Origin of the sequence: Streptomyces sp. NPDC052236, assembly GCF_044548015.1 — a bacterium.
GTDB lineage: Bacteria > Actinomycetota > Actinomycetes > Streptomycetales > Streptomycetaceae > Streptomyces.
The window spans coordinates 182,752-203,120 of the sequence record NZ_JBIUBL010000012.1 but is presented as its reverse complement, the minus strand read 5'-3'; the positions used below and the strand labels follow the sequence as shown (position 1 = coordinate 203,120).

The following is a 20,369-nucleotide window of genomic DNA, read 5'->3' as shown; positions in this document are numbered from 1 at the left end:
CGGCTGTCCGGTGGCTGGACGACCACCTTGGGTCTGTTCCTCATGGCATCAGGCTCAGGTCCGCGTCTGTTCCACGCAACCGAGGGTTGCTCCGTCCGGCGCCGCAGGGGAGGGCTGCTGGTTCCGCCCACCGATCGTCAGGAACTCGTGGTGCTGCCCGCAGCGGTGTGCCACGGCACGAACGCGTTCTTCAGCCCCGCCAGGGCTGTGCGCAGCTCCGGGTGATGACGCAACAGCACCGACACCATGGTGTTGTCGTCGATCCAGGCCATACCGGCCTTGGAATAGACTTCAGGCCTGTAGTACTCGGTGAAGAAGCGGTCGCTGTTCAACCGACGCGAGGCCATCAGGATGAAGACACGGAACGCTGTATCGCTGAAGGCGAATCCCTTCGGAAGCTTCTCCGCGTACATCCCGACCATCAGGTCGACCTTCTCGATGTCGCCGTCGTAGAGCTGCTCGATCTCCTTTGCCCACGCCGGGTTGTCCGTCAAGTCCTCGAAGCGCCGGGCCGGCTTCAGCCGCAGCAGCCGCCGGAACTCGTTGTAGCGGGGAACACCCAGCTCCCGGCTGCGCAGTATGTCGGTGGCGGCGAGGTCTTGCAGATGCCCGTCCGGACGCTCGTACTCCTGCAGGAACTTCGGGAAGTTGTGCATGGTGACGAGGCCGGGGTGCAGCGTGCCGAAGCTGTAGAACAGGTCTGCCATCCCCGTCGTCCCCAGCACCTTCAGCGCCTCGGGCCCGGCGATGTCGCGGAAGGTGCAGTGGCGCAAGGTCGCGTTGTCGGTGATGGAGCGCAGGTGCCACTCGTCCCGGACGAGCGGATGCATGCGGTAGACGGCCACGAACTCCTCGGTGAGGGAGTACGGGATGCCGTAGTGGTCCGTCTTGGCGCCGGGGATGCCGCTGACGACCTCGCTTTCACTGATACGACCGAACAGATCGTGGACGCGTTCACCCGCCATGCCCCACCAGTTGGCTCGCAGGGCTTTGACCGTGGTGGGATGGCTGATCACGGCCGGTGTCCACTCCACGGTGTGGATCTTGGCAAGGAGCGCGGCGTTGACGAGCCGGGCACGCTGGAAGAGCTCCTCGTCGTCCCAGGACGGGTATGCCCAGTGCAGGTGTTCGCAGATGGCGTTGTGCTCCTGTGCGAACAGGTTCTGCATCATTACCAGGCCCAGCCAGAAACCGGGAACCCGCGAGGGATCGCGAGCGGGATCCGAGGGAAACGGAGTCTGCTCGTCATCCCACAGATGCAGCTTGCCCAGCGCGCCGGTGCGTAGCCGGCGCTGTTCCTCGCCGTTCGATCCGTAGACCTGGGAGGCGTCCCACCAGTGGGAGGAGACGTTGACGCGGGTGTCGGGCGTCCCCGGGGGTACCTGCGGATCCCGGGTCGGGTCGTCCGGTGTCCGCATGATCGTCATCGGGCGCTCCGGCCACGGGTCGTCGTCCATGAGAGGCACTTCCCAGGGCCGTTCCTCGGGGCTCGTACCGTGGCTGATCCAGTCGCGGATCATGAACTGCAGCCAGGCGGTGACCAGGGAATTGACCGACTCGGCCGGGATCAGCTGCCGGCGGGTGAGCAGGGCACGGCTGACCTCGCGCGGATTCGGCCTGGACAGCACGTCCTCGGGCGTGGCCGGCGGAATTCTGTCCAGCGGGATGTTGCGGCCGAAGCGGGTTCCGGCCATGCCCATACGTGGCTCGTCGAGGTCGTTGTGGCTGCCGTCGGCGGTCCGGTTGACCTTGTGGCTCTCTGAGGGCGGCGCGGGGTCGGGAAGATCGACGGAGGGCAGTCGGGTGGTGTCGTGGAGGTTCCTCTCGCGAAGCCTCTCGCGCAGACCGACGAGAACGAGCAGGCCTGGGGTGACGGCCAGCTTGTCCCAGCCGTTGCGTCGGTCGATGTACTCCGCGACGCCGGCGAGAATCCGCAGGACGAGGGAGGAGCGGTGTCCCGAGCCGGATCGCCGGGGGGTGCGTCGTTTCATGCCCATCGTGTACTCCTCCTTGAGTCTGTCCCGGTCCGTTCGCAGGGACGTGCGTCACTGCACGGGCGGGCCGTGCGTCAGTTGGCCGGGTGTGGCGAGTTCGCCGGGTGCGATGGGGGCTCTGGCGGAGCGAGCCGCGTCGCGGAGGATCACGTCGCTCGCCTTCTCGCTGATCATGTAGACCGGTGTGCCGGTGTGGCGACAAAGAATCCGGGAATGTGCGGAAAGATCAAGGCGTCCACGATCCGCAGGCGGTCCACACCACGTATCCGGAAGCTTCTGTCCACGACGGCTGACGGGTTGTCGGCCGGGCGGTTCTACAACTGCAGGACGGACGCGCCGTGACCGCACGCCTCGTCCTCTGGGATGCGGTGAAGCGCCGATATCGCTAGAAATGGCGCCTGAGCTCAGCGCGGGAAAGAATCTTGCCTTATGCCCAAAAATACGGGAATGCCTGATTGCGTGCATGTCGGGGCCCGCATGCATCGCCGACCGGCGCAAGCAACCGCCTCTGGCGGGTGTCCGGCACGCGGGATGCGCGGGCGGGCAGCGCCGCCTGGTGCGCGTAACCGAGGGCGGACAACACCTGGTGTACGAGCGAGAGTGCTTTCCCGAGCCGTACCGGACGTTCGTTGCCGAGATGACCGATGGGTCGTACTCCGGGCCGCCGGAGTGGCCGGAGGTTCACTCGGCGAGGCGGACGCGGATTCCCACAGTGCGGTTCCGCCCGCCCCTCAACCGACTGCCCAGCAGCCCGAGCCGCGCCGCCATGCCGTACTTGCGCTTCATCAGTTCGGTGTAGTGCCGAGTATCGGCCGCGGGCGGCAACTCGGCGACCCCCTGCACGGCCTCACCCAGTGCGTTACCGCGCCAGTCGCACGGCGCGACGGTGACCCTCCCGCCATTACGGATGCGCTTGACCTTTCCCGCATCCGCCGCACTCCACACAGCCAGCGTATCGCCGTCACGCATCACCCATACGGGCGTGGGTACCGCCCTCCCGTCGCGGCGGAATGTGGTGAGGAGCAGGTACTTGCCTGCTGCCAACTCGTTCAGGAGGCTGTCAGATTGAGTCATGACCAAAGAGTAACTGGTTAGTCAATTACGCTGTCCCCATGCGTAGGCCCACAGCAGTCCGGCCCGCGCATGCTTTCCGACCGCTCTCGGAGGACAGATATAACTGGTTAGTCCACCGATAGCATGCCCTCCATGCCCCCCACGTCCCGAGCAGAAGCCACGAAGGCCCGCATCCTCCAGGCCGCGACCGATGAGTTTGCGGCGCACGGGATCGCCGGGGCCCGGGTGGACCGAATCGCTGCGGCGGCTTCGGCGAACAAGAACCTCATTTATGTCTATTTCTGCAGCAAGGACAAACTCTTCGACGCGGTCTTCGAGGCCCATGTCGCCCGCGGACTGAACATGGTCCCTTTCGCCCCGGAGGACCTGCCCGGCTACGCGGGGCGGCTGTTCGACTTCTGCCAGGAGCACCCCGAGGTCGTCCGCCTGGCAACCTGGCACCGTCTGGAGCGTGGCGGCAACGAGGAGCGCGACCCTGCGGTGGCGTCCCCGGCACCCAGCACCAAGCTCGACTCGCTCGCGTACGTACAGAGCGAGAAGGGGATAGGTTCCAGCTTCACCCCGGCGGCTCTGCTCACCCTCGTCCTGGCCATTTCCACGGCCTGGGGGCCCAGCAACGCCATGTCCATGCCCGCATCCGCGACACGCGACCAGAGTCAGGACGAGCGCCGCCGGGCGATCGTCGAGGCCGTGCGCCGCCTCCTCTGAGACCCGCGCCGGGCGGCCGGGGCTTTTTGGCGTACGGGCGGGCCACTGCTCCGGCCCAGGCGGCCGGGGCTTCCGCGCCATGCCGACGACCGCCTTCTCCGCGGGACCGGTCAGCGCGGTCCTCGCAGCGGCCCGTACGACTGCGGCGGACGGTGTCCTCGGCCTCCCGAGCCGGCCGCACGGGCGAACCTGGCGGTCATCAGGGAGCGGGGCCACCGGCGAGTAGGTAAGGACTTCCCGCGAAGCGCCCGCCACGTCCGAAGCGGCGGAGCGTGCGCGATGTCTTGACGTGTTCCTGACCAAGTGGCTGTATGGGAGCGCTCCCACGTTTCTTCTGACGCTCAGGTTTCTTGGCGCTCACTCTCTGGAGTCGCAGTGAGAACAACAAGAAGTACGGCACGAAAGAGCTCCGTCACCGCCCTGCTGACCGCACTGGTCACCCTCCTCGGGCTCGTCGTTTTCGGGGCCCCCACCCCGGCCGCCGCCCAGGCCCAGCCACCCGGCACCCTGGCCGCCGGCCTCCACATCAGCGACGGCCGCCTGCTCGAAGGCAATGGCAACGACTTCATCATGCGCGGCGTCAACCACGCCCACACCTGGTACCCGGGCGAGACGCAGTCACTGGCCGACGTCAAGGCGCTCGGCACCAACACCGTCCGCGTCGTCCTCTCCAACGGCCACCGCTGGAGCAAGAACAGCCCCCAGGACGTGGCCGGGATCATCGCCCAGTGCAAGGCCAACCGGCTCATCTGCGTACTGGAGGTGCACGACACCACCGGTTACGGCGAGGAGGCCGCAGCCGCTTCGCTCGACCAGGCGGCCGACTACTGGATCGGCCTGAAGGGCGTGCTCACCGGCGAAGAGAACTACATCATCGTCAACATCGGCAACGAGCCCTGGGGCAACACCAACCCCGCCGGCTGGACCGCGCCCACGATCGCCGCCATCGAGAAGCTGCGCAACGCCGGGTTCCAGCACACGATCATGGTGGACGCCCCCAACTGGGGGCAGGACTGGCAAGGGGTCATGCGCGCCAATGCCCAGGCCGTCTACGACGCCGACCTCACCGGCAACCTGATCTTCTCGATCCACATGTACAGCGTCTACGACACCGCCGCGGAGATCAACGACTACCTGAACGCCTTCGTCAACGCCAAACTGCCCATCCTCATCGGCGAGTTCGGAGGCCCTCCCGACCAATACGGCGACCCGGACGAGAACACCATGATGGCCGCCGCCCAGCAACTCCGGCTCGGCTACCTGGCCTGGTCCTGGAGCGGCAACACCGACCCGATCCTCGACCTGGCGATCGCCTTCGACCCCAACCAACTCAGCTCCTGGGGCGAGCGCATCTTCCACGGCGCCAACGGCATCGCCCAGACCTCCCGGGAGGCCACCATCTACGGCGGCGGCGGCCCGGGCGACACCCAGGCCCCGACCACCCCCGGCACCCCGGCCGCCTCCGCCGTGACGGCCAACTCCGCCACCCTCGCCTGGACCGCCGCCACCGACAACGTCGGCGTCACCGGCTACGACATCGTCCGCATCAGTGGCGGCTCCGAGACCACGGTCGCCGCCTCCGCCACCAACACGGTCACCGTGACCGGTCTCACCGCCGACACGACGTACAGCTTCGCCGTCTACGCCCGCGACGCGGCCGGGAATCGCTCGGCCCGCTCGGCGACGGTGAGCGTCACCACCGCCAAGGGCGGTGGCACCCCCGGCGCGGGCTGCTCCGTCGGCTACCGCGTCGGCAACGAGTGGCCTGGCGGCTTCCAGGGCGAGATCACCATCCGCAACACCGGCACCACCACCATCAGCGGCTGGACGCTCGCCTTCGCCTTCGCCAACGGCCAGACCGTCACCAACATGTGGGGCGGGACCCCCACCCAGAACGGCGGCACGGTGAGCATCAGCCCCGCCTCCTACACCTCCACCATCCCCGCCAGCGGCTCGGTCACCGTCGGCTTCATCGGCAACAAGGGCAGCACCAACACCGCCCCGACCGCGTTCACCCTCAGCGGTAGCACCTGCGCCACCGCCTGACCCGGTTCGGTGCCCGCGCTCTCTCCATGACGGCCGGCCGGTAAGCAGCCGACAGGGCGCGGTTACGGGAGTGCCCTCCCCCGCTCGCGGGGGAGGGCACCTGCCGCCGCGGCCACGACCTCCTTCGTCGTCACCACCGTCGCGAAACCGCCGCCGTGCAGCGACACGGCCGAGGTCTGCGCCAGCTCGGCCGCGGACCGCCGCCAGCCGAACGGGCCCTCAAGATCGAACGTGTACGTCGCGTCCAGCGCGAAGAGCACGTCATAGCCGAGGTTCCCGCCCATCCGTGCCGTCGTCTCCGCGCACATATTGGTCTGAATCCCGCTCACCACGAACTGCGAGATCCCCTCCGCCCTGAGCCACGCGTCCAGGTCCGGCGTCCCGTAGAAGGCCGAGTTCACGCTCTTCGTCACGAGCAGCTCCGACGCAATTCCCTTTCCGCGCCGCTGCTCGACGTACTCCTTGAACTCGTTCCCCTCCTGCCCCTGCCGCAGCGGCGAGCCCGGCTTCGCCGAGTCGTGCCGCACGAAGACGACCGGCCGCCCCGTGGTCTGCCATGCGTCGATGAGCGAGGTGATGTTCTCGTCGGCCTCCGGATTGTTCCGGCCGCCCCAGAAGTCCAGCTCCTCGAACCCCTTCTGTACGTCCACCACAATCAGCGCCGCGTTCTCCGTAATCTCCATGCCCACGATGCTGCCGCCCCCGTCGGTCGATCCCCAGAGGGGGGAAAGCCATCGATCGATGGTTTACTGCCAATATGGCTGCCACCACCCGCCCGCACCGCGTCGCCCTCGTCAGTTTCCCGGGCATCCGGGCCTTCGACGTCTCCGTCATCACCGAGGTCTGGGGCACGGACCGCACGGACCGTGGCGTCCCCGCCTTTGACCTGCGCCGCGTTGCCGCCGAGGCCACCGCCGTCCCCATGCGCGGCGGGCTCAGCCTCACCCCCGACCGCACCCTGGGCTGGCTGGCCCGTGCCGACCTGATTCTCGTGCCAGGCCTGGACGACCACCTCACCCCCGCGCCGGAACCAGTGCTCGCAGCCCTGCGCCGCGCACACACGCGCGGCACCACCATCGCCGCCCTGTGCGGCGGCGCGTTCACGCTCGCCCAGGCAGGACTCCTCGACGGCCGCCGCGCGGTCACGCACTGGAACCTGGCCGAGCCGCTCCGGGCCCACCACCCTCGCGTCACCGTCGAACCCGACGCGCTGTTCATCAACGACGGCACACTGTGGACCGCCGCCGGTACGGCCGCCGGCATCGACCTGTGCCTGCACCTCGTCCGTACGACCCACGGCGCGGAGGCCGCCGCGACGATCGCCCGCTCCATGGTCACCGCCCCGTTCCGCACCGGAACCCAGGCCCAGTTCATCGAGCACCCCACGCCGCGCACCGACCGCGACGCCGACGCCCTCGCGGCCGTACGTGAATACGCGCTCCGCCACCTCCACGAACCGCTGACCGTCGCACGCCTCGCCGCCCACGCCGGCATGTCACCGCGCTCCTTCGCCCGCCACTTCGCCGCGGCGGGTGGCACGACACCCGTGCGCTGGCTCCTGGACCAGCGCATCGCCGCCGCGCAGAAACTCCTGGAACACACCGACCTGCCGATGCCCGAGGTCGCCCGCCGTACCGGCTTCAACAGCGAGATCACCATGCGCCAGCACTTCGCCTCACGCCTCGCCACCAGCCCTCGGGCCTACCGCGCCTCGTTCGCGGCAGGCGGTCAGTAGGCAGTCTGTGGGCGGTGTTGCCTCGGTGGGGGAGCTCGGCGAGGGAGGTGGCGGGGGTGGGGGAGGCGCCGGTGGGAGCGCTTCCATAAGAGTCGTGTTCATGTCACGATCTCTCCGGGGTTCCCTGCTGAGAGGGGCAATTCGTGAGGATTCCGCGTACGCGCGTGTTCGTAAGCGGTCTGATCCTTGGGCTGTTGGCCGTCGGTGCTGTCACCGCCCCGCCACCGGGAGCGGCCACCACGGCCACCGCAGCGACCTCGGCCACCGCAGCCTTCTCGGCCGAACGCTGTACCGCGTCGAGACCCGGGTCAGCTGACGCATCCCCCAGTGAGACGTCCTGCACCAGCAGTTCGCCTCTGAACTCGGCAAGTTCGCTGCCCAGTTCCTTCAGGCGCGAGCGGTGACTACTCGCAACTCCCGTGGCGGCTGGGCCTGCTCACCCAGACCAACTCCGTCTGCTGAACGACGCCAGGACGTGTCCACCATCGCCCGAGACTTTCCAGAGGAAGGCACTGTGCCAGTGAAACCGTCGAGAAGATTGCCGTTCGCCCAGCTGATAGCCACGGCCGCCCTCGTACTCGGTCTCGTTCTCGCCGTCGTCTCGACGGCGTTCCCGGTAAGGGCCAAGGACATGGGCGGACAATCCGCCGACGGCACCACGACCGGGGCCACGACCGGGGCCACGACCGGGGTCACGAACTCATCGGCGTCCGGCCGCCAGTGGGTGAACACCTGGACCGCGATGCCACAGCTCACCGAGCCCCACAACATGCCGCCCGCGCCATTCACCGGGGAGAGTGCCGTCCTGGTCGACACCACCCTGCGGCAGACCGTACGCGTCTCCACCGGCGGCGAGTACATCCGGCTGCGCTTCTCCAACGCTTTCGGTGACACCCCGCTGTCCCTCACGGCGGTGTCCGTGGCGCTCCCGCTGGACGGGCGAGCCGGGATCGACGCGATCGAGCCGGGCACTGCGCGGAAGGTGACCTTCGCCGGACGGGAGACCGCGACCGTCCCGGTCGGGGCGCAACTGGTCTCCGACCCGCTGGGCTTCGGCGTGCGGCCCGGATCCAACCTGACCGTGACGACCTACCTGGCCGAAGGGCAGGCATCCCTGGCCCTCACCTCGCACCCGGGCTCCCGCACCACCTCCTACCTCCAGAACGGCGACCACACGCGGGAGCGGGCCCTGCCCGCGGCGACCCCCGTCAACCACTGGTACCTGCTCAGCGACGTCGAAGTCCTCTCTCCCGCAGGTACCGCGGCGGTCGCCGTCGTGGGCGACTCGCTGACCGACGGCCGCGGCTCCACCACCAACGCCAACAACCGCTGGCCCGACCAGTTCCTGGACCGGCTCAGGGGCCGGCCCACCACCGCCGACGTCGCGGTACTGAACCAGGCCGCCGGCGGCAACCGCGTACTCAACGACGGTCTGGGCCCCAACCTCCTCGCCCGCCTGGACCGCGACGTCCTGGCCCGCAGCGGCGTCGCCTGGCTGATCGTCTTCGAGGGCGTCAATGACATCGGCACCGCCGCGGCCACCCCGGCCGCCCAGCAGCGCGTCGCCGCCGACCTGATCGCCGCGTACCAGCAGATCATCGTGCGGGCCCATGCCCAGGGAATCCGCGTCTACGGCGCGACGCTGACGCCCTTCGGCGGCAACGTCGCCTACGACGACCCCGCCGGCCATCGCGAGGCGGCGCGGCAGGAGGTCAACACCTGGATTCGCACCAGCGGCGGGTTCGACGCGGTCATCGACTTCGACCGCGCGGTCCGCGACCCGGCCCACCTCACGCGCTTGGGCCCCGACCTCCACGACGGCGACTGGCTGCACCTCAACCCCACCGGCTACCGAGCCCTGGCCACAGCTGTTCCCACCCGCCTCTTCCGTTAGCTGCCTGAATGCGGAGAACGGGGTGGGGCGTTGTGGACGGCCGGCGGCGACCAGGACGCGTGGCCGGTGCCGTGACGGGCATACGGATCAGAGAACGTGCCGAAAGGAGCACTCATGGAGATCTCCAGCATCATCAGCGCGATCGTGATCGGTATCGTCATCGGCATGCTGGGGCGGCTTGTCCTGCCGGGTCGGCAGCGTATCGGTTTCCTCTGGACGATCGCCGTCGGTATCGTCGCGGCCCTCGTCGGCACAGGTGTCGCGGGCGGTCTCGGCGTCGCGGACACCGACGGCGTCGACTGGGTCGAGTGGGCCATCCAGATCGCTCTCGCCGCCGCGGGCGTGGCCGCCCTCGACCGCTTCAAGGCCCGGAACTGAAGCAGGGCGGGCCCGCTCCACTCGGCCGCGGGCCCGCCTGCGTTCCAGGAACCATGACGTGTCCGCACCGCGTTGTCCTGACAGAGCCCCAGCCGGCCGCAGGGGCGGTCAGGACAAGAGGCGGTACGGATGAGCGACTTGGTTCCCGGGGGGAATGTGCCCCTGCCCGACGGCACCCTCACCGTCGATGTGCCGGGTCCGTTCGATCTGTCCGTGCTGATCACCGGCGATGACGGCAAGGTTGAAGGCGACGGCGACTTCGTCTTCTTCAACCAGCCCTCGGCTCCCGGCATCCGTCTCCACTCCGGCACCGTCACGGTGGACCGGCAGCGCCTTCGCGCCGGAGCGAGCCGCGTCACGGTGGTCATCAGCCCCGCCGACCCCGGTGCCCCACTCGGTCGTCTTCCCGCCCCCACGCTGCACGTCACAGGACCCGGTGGACGCCGGCTGGCCCGGTTCGACCCGCCACGGCCGACGCACGAAACCGTGCTGCTGCTCGCGGAGATCTACCGCCGCGGCGGCACATGGAAGCTGCGCGCCCTCGGGCAGGGATGCGCGGACGGCCTGGCGGGCGTGGCCCGCGACTTCGGCGTCGACGTGGCGGATGACGGCACTGCACTCGACGCGGCACAGACCCTCACCGCACAGACCACCACCGGACTGACCCACACCGCACAGACCACCACTGCGCAGACCGGCGCGGGCCGCCACGCAGACGGCTTCGCCTCGCTCGTCAACGCCGAGCGCGCCAGGGCCGGTGCCCCCGCGGTGGCGACGGAGCCACGGCTCACCGCGGCGGCCCAGGCGCATGCCGCAGCCATGGCCCGGCAAGGCCGCCTCGGCGCCGAGGGCCCGGACGGGCGGTCCGTCTTCCAGCACATCACCACCCGCGGGTACGCCTATCTCTCCCTCGCCGAGCACCTGGTCTCCGGCCCGCGCACGCCCTCCGAGTTCCTGGACTACTGCCTGACCGGAGCGGAGACCCGGCGTCCCCTGGTCAGCCCGGCGTTCTCCGACGTCGGGCTGGCTCACGCCACCGACACCCGCTCCGGCGACATCTACTGGACGGCTCTGTGGGCCCGGCCGCTCACGACCGACGGCCTGGCGCAAGCCGTGTCCGAGGTTCTCTCTCGTACCAACGCCGAGCGGTCCGCAGCCAGGCTCCCGCCGTTGGCCCACGACCCGCGCCTGGCCGCCGCGGCTCAGGCCTACAGCACCGACATGGCCACCCGCGGCTTCTACTCCCACACGTCTCCCGAAGGGCTCGAACCCTGGGACCGCGCCAGGGCCGCGGGCTGCACCCACCGCGGAATCGGCGAGAACATCGCCTGCGGCCAGCGCTCCCCGGCCGAAGTCGTCCAGGGCTGGATGAACAGTCCTGGCCACCGAGCCAACATCCTCAAAGCGGACTTCACCCACCTCGGGATCGGCTTCGCCGGCGGCGGCCCGGCGGGGACGTACTGGACCCAGCTCTTCGGCCTCTCCGCCTAGCGATGCTCAAGCTCCGGATCTCCGGGCTCGTTCAGCAGCGAGCGCAGGAGCTGCTCGTCGTGCGGGGAGAGGGCCGATACGAAACTGGACAGCACCGCGCCCCGGTCGTTCTGCCTGTCCAGCAGCCGGCGCATGCGCAAGGCGGTGAGCCCGGCCTCGTCGGTCACCTGCGTCCACAGGAAGGCCCGGCCCGACCGTCTGCGGGTCACCGCCTGCTTCTCATGCAGCCGGGTCAGGATGGTGATGACCGTGGTGTACGCGAGAACTCCATCGAGCCGCTCCTGCACCCATCCGGCGGTCACCGGGCCCGGCGCCGAGCCGAGGACGGAGAGCACCTGCGCCTCCAGTTCGCCCTGCCCGCGCCTGCGGACGCGAGGGCCAGGAGCGGAGTCCTGCGAGCGGTCAGCCATGACGGGAGCTCCTTTCCATGTCCGCCTCCGATCGACGGGCAGTCACACGGGAGAGGGAATTCAAGCCGGTATGGGCACACACCTCCCACCTCATTCTACAGTGCTGTAGTTTTAGGCTCCCTAAGTGGAGAGAGAAGGGGAGCAACATGGGTGTGAGCCTCGGCAAGGGTGGAAACGTCTCGCTCAGCAAGGAGGCGCCGGGTCTGACCGCCGTCCTCGTGGGGCTCGGCTGGGACGCACGCAGTACCACCGGCACCGATTACGACCTCGACGCCAGCGCCCTGCTGGTGGACAGCGGCGGCAAGGTGCTCTCCGACCAGCACTTCATCTTCTACAACAACCTCACTAGCCCGGACGGTTCGGTCGAGCACACCGGCGACAACCTCACCGGTGAGGGCGAGGGCGACGACGAGTCCCTCAAGGTGAACCTGGCCGCTGTCCCCGCCGAAGTGGCGAAGATAGTCTTCCCGGTCTCCATCCACGACGCCGAGAGCCGCGGCCAGAGCTTCGGCCAGGTACGCAACGCCTTCATCCGCGTGGTCAACCAGGCAGGCGGCGCGGAGCTCGCCCGGTACGACCTGAGCGAGGACGCGGCCACCGAGACGGCAATGATCTTCGGCGAGCTGTACCGGCACGGCACGGAGTGGAAGTTCCGCGCCGTGGGCCAGGGTTACGCCTCCGGTCTGGCAGGCATTGCCGTCGACTTCGGCGTAAACGTCTGAGAGCGCGCTGCGGGGCGCGGTCCGCACGGACCTGACCCCGCAGCGCGCCCATCGCCCACCACACCCGAACGAAGAGGCACCACATGTCCGTAAACCTGTCCAAAGGCCAGCAGATCAGCCTGAGCAAGTCCGACGGCGGCGCGCTGAGCGTCGTACGGATGGGACTGGGCTGGCAGTCCGCTCCCCGCAAGGGATTCCTGGCCAGAATGACCGCCCGCGAGATCGACCTGGACGCGTCGGCGGTGCTCTTCGCCGACAAGAAGCCGGTGGACGTCGTCTTCTTCCAGCACCTGGTCAGCGACGACGGTTCCGTCCGCCACACCGGTGACAACCTCGTCGGCGGCGCGGGTCAGGGCGGCGACGACGAGTCGGTCATCGTTGATCTGCAGCGCGTCCCCGTCCATGTCGATCAGATCATCTTCACCGTGAACTCCTTCACGGGACAGACCTTCGCCGAGGTGCAGAACGCCTTCTGCCGTCTGGTCGACGAGACCAACGGCCAGGAGCTGGCCCGGTACACCCTCACCGGCGGCGGGACCGCTACCGCTCAGATCATGGCCAAGGTCTACCGGGCAGGCAGTGGGTGGCAGATGGCGGCCATCGGTGAGCCCGCCACCGGACGAACCTTCCAGGACCTGATGCCCGCCATCACCTCTCACCTGTAGACACGGTCGCTTACGCCGGCTCCTCGTGCCCTGTGCCGAACAGCACGCGGAGCCGGGCGCGGCCCCGGTCGTCGGTCCACGGCACCACCCCCACCGGGTCCGTGACGGCATTCTCCATGGCGGTGGCCAGGTCGCCCGCGAAGGTCCTCTCCGTCACCGCGGGCAGCTCCGTGAGATTGTCCAGGTCCTCTTCGGCGCCCAGGGCCACCGACGGCGCGTACGTCCAGTGCTTGTCCGGCGCGATCGGGCCGGACCGGTCGACCGCGCCGAGCAGGTACCGGTCGTACGGCTTCCTGGCGTTGCGTACGAACTCATCGGCGAGGAACTCCTCGAACGAGCCGGCCAGCGGCTCGGGCTGCAGCAGCACGCCCTCCAGGAAGAGAACCTCCGGTGCCAGGCCGCCGTCCGGGGAGCGGCGGTAGGCGTACGAGTCCCCGAACGCGGACTCCGCGAAAATCACATACGGGTCGATCCGGTCGTCCCAGGCGAACCTCCAGGTCTCCGGGGCATTCCAGGCGGCCAGGTCCAGGGAAGGCAGCTCGCGCCCGATCCCCAGCATCCGGAACGTCCCGTGGTAGACGGTGAATCCGTTCATGGCCAGCAGCAGTTCCCGGTGTGCGGGCGGGAAGTGCTCCGCGGGGGTGCCCGCCACCGCCGCCACGTCGGGCCGTGGCCCGACGTGGTCGGCGAGTGGCAGGAGCACCTCGGTCGCTTCGCTCGGTGTCACAGCGGCATCACAGTGGCGGTCCTCCGTCGACGGTGTATCCACGGATCAGCTTCCCGACCCGGGATCCCAGTACACCGCCAGCGATGCTATTCGACTTGCCCGGCATGTCGAGCCAGCCGGCGGGTGGCTGCCCGGTGCCGGAGACCGCGGAGTCGGGAACGTGTCCCGCCTGCCCCGAGTACGGGGTGCCGGCGCGGTCCGCGCGGATCCGCTCGGCGCGGCGGGCGGCGGCGGAGTCCTTGCCCAGCTGGGTTCCCTTGGTGGGCTGGATGGTCTTGGGCCCGTTCTGGGAGAGCCAGGCATTGCTGCGTTTCGCGTACTCGTGGATGGCGTCGATCTCGGCCTGAGTGGCCGCCTTCGCGGTGGAGATATTGACCGTCTCGCCCTTGGGCTGTCCGCGCCCGGCGAGCGCCTTGACCTTGGCCGCGGCGGCCTTGGCGGTCGCGGCGACCTTGGTGCCGAGCCGCGAATTGGCCACGGCCCGCCCCGTCTTGGCGGCCGCCCCGGTGACCGTGGCCGCCGCCTTGGAGCTGGAGGAGGCGACTGCCTTGCCGACCGTCGTCTTGGCGACGGCATTGACCACCTTCGGCGCTGCCGCCGCGACACCCTTGCCGATGGCGCCGCCGAGGACGCCCGCTGCCGCCCCGACTCCGACCCGGGTCGCCAGACCGCCCAGCGAAAAGTCGGTCTTCCCCTCGGCGACGTCCACGCCGTATCCGGCGGCGGCGCCCGCGGCTCCGGCCGCGACACCCGCGACGATGAGGCAGCCGACGCCCGTGGAGCACAGTGCGCCGACCGCGATGCCGACGCCGATGCCGACGGCGACGTCCGCGATCAGGCCCTTGTTCTCCTTGGCCCAGTCCCAGGCCGCGGACGCGCCTTCCTTGACGGAGTTCCACGCGCTGGACAGCGACCACAGGCCGGTCGGGTCGAGATAGAAGACCGGGTTGTTGGAGCCGTACGCGTAGGGGTTGAGCGACTGTGAGGAGGAGGCGTCGAGGGCGGGGTCGGTGGAGATGAACCGGCCGAGCCCGGCGTCGTAGTAACGGGCGCCCAGCGCGTTGAGACCGGTCGTGTGGTCCTTGACCTTGCCCAGGAAGCCGTGGTCGGTGGGGGGCGGCGACGATCCGGCGCGGATGTCCCCGTACGGGGTGTAGTAGGTGCGCTTGAGCAGTCCGGTGCCCGCGGCGACGGAGCCCTGTGCGGAGCCCTGGACATCGTTGAGCTGCCAGGTGAGGACTCCGCCGGGCAGCCGTGCGGCGACGGTGATGCCGTCCGACTGGTAGAAGCGGGTCGCCTTGGCGATGCCCAGGGCGACGGTGATCTCCTGGCCCTCGATGTAGAGGGTGGCGACGCCGGCCGGGTCGGTCCGCGCCATGCGGGTGCCGTCCGGCGCGTAGACGAAGCCGGTCTTCGCGATGAGCTTGCTGGTGACCTGCTCCAGCTCCTGCTGGCCGTTCCACTCGTAGGCGGTCGGGACCAGCCCGTCGACCTTCTTCTTCAGGGCGCCGTTCGCGTCGTACTCGTACGAACTGATGCCCTGCTTCGTGACGGCGTGCGGGTGCTCGGGGTCCTTGTATTCGTAGGTGTCGGTGTCGTGCAGGGATCGCTTGGAGGCGAGATTGCCGTCCGCGGTGTAGGTCCACGACTGGTTGAAGCCCGCCGGGCCGTCGTGGGTGAGGGTGGAGTCGGAGTCTGAGCAGTCGGTCTGATGGGTGGTCCAGGCGTGACTGAGCCGGTTGAGGCTGTCGTAGTCGAAGCAGGACGACACCGGGCTGTGCAGGGCGCTGTCGGTGATCGAGGTGAGGTTGCCCGCCTTGTCCCAGGCGTAGGTGTCGTCCTGCTGGGCCGCCATCTCGTCGGAGAGGGGCTTCTCGATCAGCGTCTGGATGCGGGAGAGGCGCTGGGTGTCGCTCTCGTAGGCGTAGGCCCGGCGCAGTTTGTGGTGCGGATCGGCGTAGTCGCGGGAGGCGAGCTTGCCGTCGGCCGCGAAGCCCGTCGCCGAGACATAGGGAACGGTGGACTGGTGGCCTGTCAGCGGATCGGTCTGGACGCCGGTCAGCGTGGTCGGGTTGCCCTGCGCGTCATAGGCGGTGGTGATCTTCTCGCGCGGAGTGCCGGCGAGCTCGTCGGGGTACTCGACGCTGACCTTGTGATCGGCGGCGTCGTAGCCGTAGCCGACGGTGTACGTCTTCTGGTGCGGCGAGCCGCCGAGTCCGGCGGGGAAGGTCCAGGTCCTTCCGGTGACACGTCCGCGCGGGTCGTATCCGGTGGCGGCGATGGTGTAGTTCTTGCCGTCACGGTGGGTGGTCATCGACGCGGTCTGGCCGATGCCGTTGGCGATCGCGGCCGAGTCGTACGCCCAGCTGCCCACCTTGGTACCGGATCCCGACGCGCCCTCCCAGCGCGCCACGGGGCGGTCCAGCTTGTCGTAGTCGGTGGAGAGCGTCGGCCCGGCGGCGCCCGCGGCGATGGTCCTGGCGTCCCAGACCGCGGTGATGTTCCCGTTGGCGTCGTACGCGGTGCGGGACGGGCCCGCGTCGGCGTCGTCGCCCGAGATCCGGCGGCCGAGCAGGTCGTAGGTGCTGGTGGAGGTGTGCCCTGCCGGGTCGGTGACGGAGGCCACCTCGTCGGCGGGCGTGTAGGTGTAGGTGGTGGTCACCGGGTTGGCGCCGGTGCCCTCCTGCTGGCGGATCTGGCGGCCGCGCGCGTCGGTCCAGGCGCTGGTGACGGTGCCACCGGGCGGTGGGGTGGCGCGGACGCGATCGCCGAAGTACGCGATGGAGGTGGCCCACAGCTCCTTGCCGTCGCCGTAACGGGCCGAGCGCACCACCCGGTTGAGGGAGTCATAGGTGCGCCGGGTCTCGTCGGCCTGGTCGCCGGGCACGGAGAGCAGAGCGCTGCCGGGTGCTCCGGGGGCGACCACGGGCAGTGACTCGGCGGCCGTGTTGCCCACGTCGTCGTAGCGCGTGTCGATGACGATGGTTTTTCTCGCGCTGTCGGTGGAGGCGGGGGAGACCTCCTGGACCTGGCGGTCACGGCCCAGCGAGTCCAGGTACTTCCAGTTGGTCAGATAGGTGTCGCCCGACTGGAGCTGGCGGGTGGTGATCAGCGGCGGCCGGCGGTGTTCGGGATCGAGGGCGTACGCGAAGGTCTGCGCGGGCGGGTCGTCGGCACCCTGTTCCGCCTCCCGCACGCTCACGATCCGGCCGAGCTGGTCATAGGCGTTGACCGTGGTACGCCCGTTGGCGTCCTTCACCGACGCCGGCTGCTGCCGGTCCGGGTCGAGGGTGGTCACCTCTTCGTGCCCCAGCGCGTTGGTCTCGGTGACGGTCGCGGGGCGCCCGGTGGCCGGGGCGTAGGCGGTGCGCTCCGTGTTGCCCTTGGCGTCGGTCTCGGTGACCGTCCTGCCGTAGGCGTCGAAGGTGGCCTCGGTGGCGGTGGACTCGGTGATGGTGTCGGGTCCCGACGCCCTGACCGCGGCGACGGTACGGGTGACATCGCCCCTGGTGACCGGCGCGCCCAGCTGCGTAGAGCCGTCGTAGTACTGGTCCTTGCCGCTGATCAGGGACGTCGGCTCGGCACAGCTGCCGTTGTAGCCGCGCACCCGGTACGGGAACGCGAGCATCCAGGAGTCGAGGGTCGCGGCCGACCGGTCGTACGTCGTCCTGGTGCAGCGGACGTCGGAGCCCGCGGTGTCGAGGACGGAGGTCACCTGGCCGTAGGTGTCGTGCTGCGTCTGCAGCCGGGTGGTACGGGAGGTGCGCGGTCCTTCGTCGGGTATGCCGGTCTCGCGGGTCACCGAGTCGTTCTCGACGACGAGATGAGCGTCCTTCTCCGGGTCGCTCTCGCCCTCCTCGGCGGGGGTGGTGCGGGCGGAGGTGTAGCCGTGGACGGTCCCGCCGAGTTCGTACTCGATCGCGCCCGAGCCGCTGACCTGGAACTGCTGACTCTCCCGCTCCTTGCCGCGCAGATAGGGCAGGTCCTTGAGGGAGGTGCCTTGCGAGTCGGTGACCTCGACGGACTTGCTGGAGCCGTCCGCCCTGCGGTCGCCGTCCATGCCGCGGAAGTGGAGGGTGCGGGTGATCTGGACGGCGCGGCCGGTCTCCTCGCCCCGGTATCCGGGGTCGGTCATCTTGGCGACGTCGACGCTGCCGTAGCCGCGCCAGTCGCTCCACGACTTGCGCTCGGTCTCGGTGACCGGGTCGTCGTCGTAGTGCCAGGCGGGGGTTCCCCGGTAGCGGTACTCGGTGGTCTGCGGGGGCGCGCCGCCGCCGTTGTCGCGGACGGTGACCTTGGTGGTCAGGTACTTGTGCCAGATGCCGAAGCCGGAGTCCTCGCCGTTGGTACGCCAGCCGGGGAAGCAGTTCTGGGTGTTGGAGTCGAAACGCCCCTCGGGCAGGTCGCCGACCGGGCAGGGGTGCGGCTGCCCATAGGTGACGTCGACCTTGCGGCCGAGTTCGTCGGTGAACGAGTCGATTCGGAGTTTGCGCATTTCGGGGACGCCGGCGGAGGGGTCGGCGTCGGCCCTGTTGGCGAACTCCTTGCCGGTGAACTCCACGGCGGGGAGCTTCAGTTCACCCGAACCGGCGAGTCCGGTCTGCTGGACCTTCTCCAGCCAGAGCATGGCGCTGGTGCCGTCGGACGGCTCGGGATAGGCATAGGTGAAGTCGAGCCGGTCGACGTCCGTCCAGCCGCCGTCGCCTCCGGAGCGCTGGGCGGTCACCGAGCGCAGCAGCGCGCTGGTGAAGAAGGTCGGCGACTTCTGGTCCTCACCGGTGCAGTCACCACTGGCGCACAGCGAGTCGATCGGGGCGTCGGGGTAGGAGGAGGCGTGGTCGGCGTCGAAGGCGGGGCACGTCCCGGAACCGTCGGCCGCCTCGATACAGCGCAGGTCGGCGGTGAAGTGCAGCCGGGCGGGCGCCTGCTGGTCCTCGGCGCCGGAGCGCTGCGAGTAGACGATGTCCTTGAGCCGACCGCCGCGGATGTACTCGGTGGACTTGTCCGGTTCGCCGTTACGGGCGTAGCGGTTTTTCTCCGGCTCGTAGAAGTACGTGTTGGAGACCCCGTGGGCGTCGACGACGCCGTCGAGGTTCCAGCGCCATGCCTGGGTGCAGTAGGAGTCCTCGACACTGCCCGCGTGGCAGGGCTCGCCGTCGTCGTCGCCGAAGACCGGGACGGTGTAGACGGAGTCGGTGGCGGCGCCGGTGGTGGCCTGCTTGCCGCGGCCGAAGGTGTACTGGGTGCCCTCCGGGGTGGTCACCACCCAGTACTCGCCGTCGTTGTCGCCGTTGTCCGCGCTGTTGGCGTTCTTCTTGCGCTGCACCCGCCAGCCGGGGTCCTCCTGGGCGCGCCAGGTGTCGCCGCCCGCGGCGGTGTCCTTGACCAGGGCCGACGAGGTGCCCTGGAGGGAGATCCGTAGTTCGTCGCCGGCCCAGCAGAGGTCGCCGGTGTCTCCGCCGTCGTCGGCGCAGCCGTTGTAGCGGCGCTCGATGTAGGGCAGGGCGAGGTCCCAGCCCTGGCCGACCCAGGACGGCTGGTTGTTCTCGGCGGCGACCATGCCGTCGACGGCCTGGGAGGAGTATCCGAGGTTGATGTCGGGGGCGTCGCCCGCGATGGCCGGAACCTGCGGCAGCGGCAACGACCAGGAGAAGTCACCGGAGTTGAGGCCGACCTGCCATTTGCTGGAGGAGGCGAGTGTGGTGGCGGTGGCGGAGCCGGTCTCGCCGCTGGGGGCGGCCGCCACGACGAAGACGGTGGAGGCGGTTCCGGGGGCGGCGGCCGGGACGTCCGCGGTCAGGAGGTGCCGGGTGAGGTCGATCCGGCTCCTGACCGGCTTGCTGGTCGCGCACTTGGCGGCGCGTGGGGTGGTGAGGGCGCAGTCGGGCTTGGCTATCAGGCGCAGCCGGGACTCGAAGTTTCCGCCGAAGGCGTCGGCGAAGCCGGAGGTGTCGATGCGTACGCCGACGGGGGCGGGGCCGGCGCCGATGCGGGTGTCGGCTTTTGTGCCCGTGCCCGTGCCCGTGTCGGCGTCGGTGTCGGTGTCAGTGTCGGCGCGCCGGACGGTGAAGGCGGTGGCGTGGCCGCCGAGTCCGCGGGCCTTGTCGGGGCCGTACGCCTCGATCGTCACCTGCCGCGGGGCGGCGCTCCGGGCGGCCTTGGCGGTGGGTACGGCGACGGAGACCGCGGTCCCCGGTACGGCGGCGGGGCTGGGGCTCAGGGCGACGGTGGCCGAGCCGGGGGAGGGCCAGTCGACCTTGGCCGGACGGGCGTCGGCGAGCGGCCTGCCCTGCGGGTCGGCCGGTCTTTGGCCCACCGTCGAGCCGGGTCTCAGCTCGGTCCGGTCGATCTCGGTCACCGAGGCTGCCGCGTCCGCGACGGATCGCTGCCTCGCTTCGGCCTGCGCCACAACGGGTTGCAGACCCGGCACCATCAGGGCGAGCACCACAGTCGCGGTGCCCACAAAATGGCTGCGCCTCATCGCTTTCCCCTCCCGTCAGATGGGCCTCAAGCGTGATTGTGGTG

The 20,369-nt window shown here is 69.6% G+C and carries 16 protein-coding genes; 8 read left to right on the top strand and 8 right to left on the bottom strand.

The features are described 5' to 3' along the window. Positions 1-137: 137 nt before the first annotated feature. The 4 genes from ACIHCQ_RS21410 to ACIHCQ_RS21395 form a co-directional block, all read right to left on the bottom strand. Complete coding sequence (locus ACIHCQ_RS21410; RefSeq protein WP_399664362.1) at positions 138-1,991, bottom strand: peroxidase family protein; 1,854 nt, start codon at positions 1,989-1,991, stop codon at positions 138-140. 54 nt (positions 1,992-2,045) lie between these two features. Beyond that, entirely contained in the window at positions 2,046-2,168 is a 123-nt protein-coding gene (locus tag ACIHCQ_RS21405) for a hypothetical protein (protein ID WP_399664359.1), read from the bottom strand. Beyond that, positions 2,165-2,278, bottom strand: coding sequence for a hypothetical protein (locus ACIHCQ_RS21400; protein WP_399664356.1), 114 nt, complete (start codon positions 2,276-2,278; stop codon positions 2,165-2,167). Before ACIHCQ_RS21400 ends, ACIHCQ_RS21405 begins: the two co-directional genes overlap by 4 nt. 397 nt (positions 2,279-2,675) lie before the next feature. Continuing rightward, entirely contained in the window at positions 2,676-3,068 is a 393-nt protein-coding gene (locus ACIHCQ_RS21395) for a PPOX class F420-dependent oxidoreductase (RefSeq protein ID WP_399664354.1), read from the bottom strand. Between the two features lie 132 nt (positions 3,069-3,200). On the opposite strand from ACIHCQ_RS21395, the gene ACIHCQ_RS21390 reads away from it, so the two are divergent. Together ACIHCQ_RS21390 and ACIHCQ_RS21385 are read left to right on the top strand one after the other, a co-directional pair. Beyond that, the gene (locus tag ACIHCQ_RS21390) at positions 3,201-3,776 is read left to right on the top strand and encodes a TetR/AcrR family transcriptional regulator (RefSeq protein ID WP_399664351.1); all 576 of its coding nucleotides are present in this window, start codon (positions 3,201-3,203) and stop codon (positions 3,774-3,776) included. Between the two features lie 375 nt (positions 3,777-4,151). Continuing rightward, complete coding sequence (locus ACIHCQ_RS21385) at positions 4,152-5,822, top strand: cellulase family glycosylhydrolase (RefSeq protein WP_399664348.1); 1,671 nt, start codon at positions 4,152-4,154, stop codon at positions 5,820-5,822. Between the two features lie 62 nt (positions 5,823-5,884). Here ACIHCQ_RS21385 and ACIHCQ_RS21380 read toward each other — a convergent pair whose 3' ends face one another. Then, entirely contained in the window at positions 5,885-6,505 is a 621-nt protein-coding gene (locus ACIHCQ_RS21380; protein WP_399664345.1) for a cysteine hydrolase family protein, read from the bottom strand. Between the two features lie 74 nt (positions 6,506-6,579). On the opposite strand from ACIHCQ_RS21380, the gene ACIHCQ_RS21375 reads away from it, so the two are divergent. From ACIHCQ_RS21375 to ACIHCQ_RS21360, 4 genes are all read left to right on the top strand, one after another. Then, entirely contained in the window at positions 6,580-7,557 is a 978-nt protein-coding gene (locus tag ACIHCQ_RS21375; RefSeq protein WP_399664342.1) for a GlxA family transcriptional regulator, read from the top strand. Between the two features lie 553 nt (positions 7,558-8,110). Continuing rightward, positions 8,111-9,451, top strand: coding sequence for an SGNH/GDSL hydrolase family protein (locus ACIHCQ_RS21370; protein WP_399664523.1), 1,341 nt, complete (start codon positions 8,111-8,113; stop codon positions 9,449-9,451). Between the two features lie 114 nt (positions 9,452-9,565). After that, positions 9,566-9,829, top strand: a complete 264-nt coding sequence (locus ACIHCQ_RS21365) for a GlsB/YeaQ/YmgE family stress response membrane protein (RefSeq protein ID WP_399664340.1) — start codon at positions 9,566-9,568, stop codon at positions 9,827-9,829. A 129-nt stretch (positions 9,830-9,958) separates the two neighbouring features. Continuing rightward, positions 9,959-11,320 (top strand): CAP domain-containing protein, encoded by a 1,362-nt coding sequence (locus ACIHCQ_RS21360; RefSeq protein WP_399664337.1) that lies wholly within the window; start codon positions 9,959-9,961, stop codon positions 11,318-11,320. Here ACIHCQ_RS21360 and ACIHCQ_RS21355 read toward each other — a convergent pair. Then, positions 11,317-11,730 carry a BlaI/MecI/CopY family transcriptional regulator gene (locus ACIHCQ_RS21355; protein WP_399664334.1) on the bottom strand — a complete coding sequence of 138 codons (414 nt, stop codon included), beginning with the start codon at positions 11,728-11,730 and terminating at the stop codon, positions 11,317-11,319. The two genes, ACIHCQ_RS21360 and ACIHCQ_RS21355, sit on opposite strands and share 4 nt — an antisense overlap. A gap of 146 nt (positions 11,731-11,876) precedes the next feature. Between ACIHCQ_RS21355 and ACIHCQ_RS21350 the strand changes: the two genes are divergently transcribed. After that, positions 11,877-12,452 (top strand): TerD family protein, encoded by a 576-nt coding sequence (locus tag ACIHCQ_RS21350; protein ID WP_399664332.1) that lies wholly within the window; start codon positions 11,877-11,879, stop codon positions 12,450-12,452. A gap of 83 nt (positions 12,453-12,535) precedes the next feature. Beyond that, on the top strand, positions 12,536-13,117 hold the full coding sequence (locus ACIHCQ_RS21345; RefSeq protein ID WP_399664329.1) for a TerD family protein: 582 nt from the start codon (positions 12,536-12,538) through the stop codon (positions 13,115-13,117). Between the two features lie 10 nt (positions 13,118-13,127). Here the strand turns inward: ACIHCQ_RS21345 and ACIHCQ_RS21340 are convergent, their stop codons facing one another. Both ACIHCQ_RS21340 and ACIHCQ_RS21335 read right to left on the bottom strand, forming a co-directional pair. Continuing rightward, the gene (locus tag ACIHCQ_RS21340; RefSeq protein ID WP_399664326.1) at positions 13,128-13,844 is read right to left on the bottom strand and encodes a hypothetical protein; all 717 of its coding nucleotides are present in this window, start codon (positions 13,842-13,844) and stop codon (positions 13,128-13,130) included. Between the two features lie 7 nt (positions 13,845-13,851). Further along, positions 13,852-20,325 carry an RHS repeat-associated core domain-containing protein gene (locus ACIHCQ_RS21335; RefSeq protein ID WP_399664323.1) on the bottom strand — a complete coding sequence of 2,158 codons (6,474 nt, stop codon included), beginning with the start codon at positions 20,323-20,325 and terminating at the stop codon, positions 13,852-13,854. Positions 20,326-20,369: the final 44 nt, after the last annotated feature.

What these genes read in the sequence shown, in the direction of transcription:
- ACIHCQ_RS21360 (WP_399664337.1), top strand. Translation starts at nt 9,959, where the DNA reads ATGAGCGACTTGGTTCCCGGGGGGAATGTGCCCCTGCCCGACGGCACC.
- ACIHCQ_RS21335 (WP_399664323.1), bottom strand. Translation starts at nt 20,325, where the DNA reads ATGAGGCGCAGCCATTTTGTGGGCACCGCGACTGTGGTGCTCGCCCTG.
- ACIHCQ_RS21365 (WP_399664340.1), top strand. Translation starts at nt 9,566, where the DNA reads ATGGAGATCTCCAGCATCATCAGCGCGATCGTGATCGGTATCGTCATC.
- ACIHCQ_RS21375 (WP_399664342.1), top strand. Translation starts at nt 6,580, where the DNA reads ATGGCTGCCACCACCCGCCCGCACCGCGTCGCCCTCGTCAGTTTCCCG.
- ACIHCQ_RS21380 (WP_399664345.1), bottom strand. Translation starts at nt 6,505, where the DNA reads ATGGAGATTACGGAGAACGCGGCGCTGATTGTGGTGGACGTACAGAAG.
- ACIHCQ_RS21410 (WP_399664362.1), bottom strand. Translation starts at nt 1,991, where the DNA reads ATGAAACGACGCACCCCCCGGCGATCCGGCTCGGGACACCGCTCCTCC.
- ACIHCQ_RS21390 (WP_399664351.1), top strand. Translation starts at nt 3,201, where the DNA reads ATGCCCCCCACGTCCCGAGCAGAAGCCACGAAGGCCCGCATCCTCCAG.
- ACIHCQ_RS21355 (WP_399664334.1), bottom strand. Translation starts at nt 11,730, where the DNA reads ATGGCTGACCGCTCGCAGGACTCCGCTCCTGGCCCTCGCGTCCGCAGG.
- ACIHCQ_RS21350 (WP_399664332.1), top strand. Translation starts at nt 11,877, where the DNA reads ATGGGTGTGAGCCTCGGCAAGGGTGGAAACGTCTCGCTCAGCAAGGAG.
- ACIHCQ_RS21345 (WP_399664329.1), top strand. Translation starts at nt 12,536, where the DNA reads ATGTCCGTAAACCTGTCCAAAGGCCAGCAGATCAGCCTGAGCAAGTCC.
- ACIHCQ_RS21395 (WP_399664354.1), bottom strand. Translation starts at nt 3,068, where the DNA reads ATGACTCAATCTGACAGCCTCCTGAACGAGTTGGCAGCAGGCAAGTAC.
- ACIHCQ_RS21405 (WP_399664359.1), bottom strand. Translation starts at nt 2,168, where the DNA reads ATGATCAGCGAGAAGGCGAGCGACGTGATCCTCCGCGACGCGGCTCGC.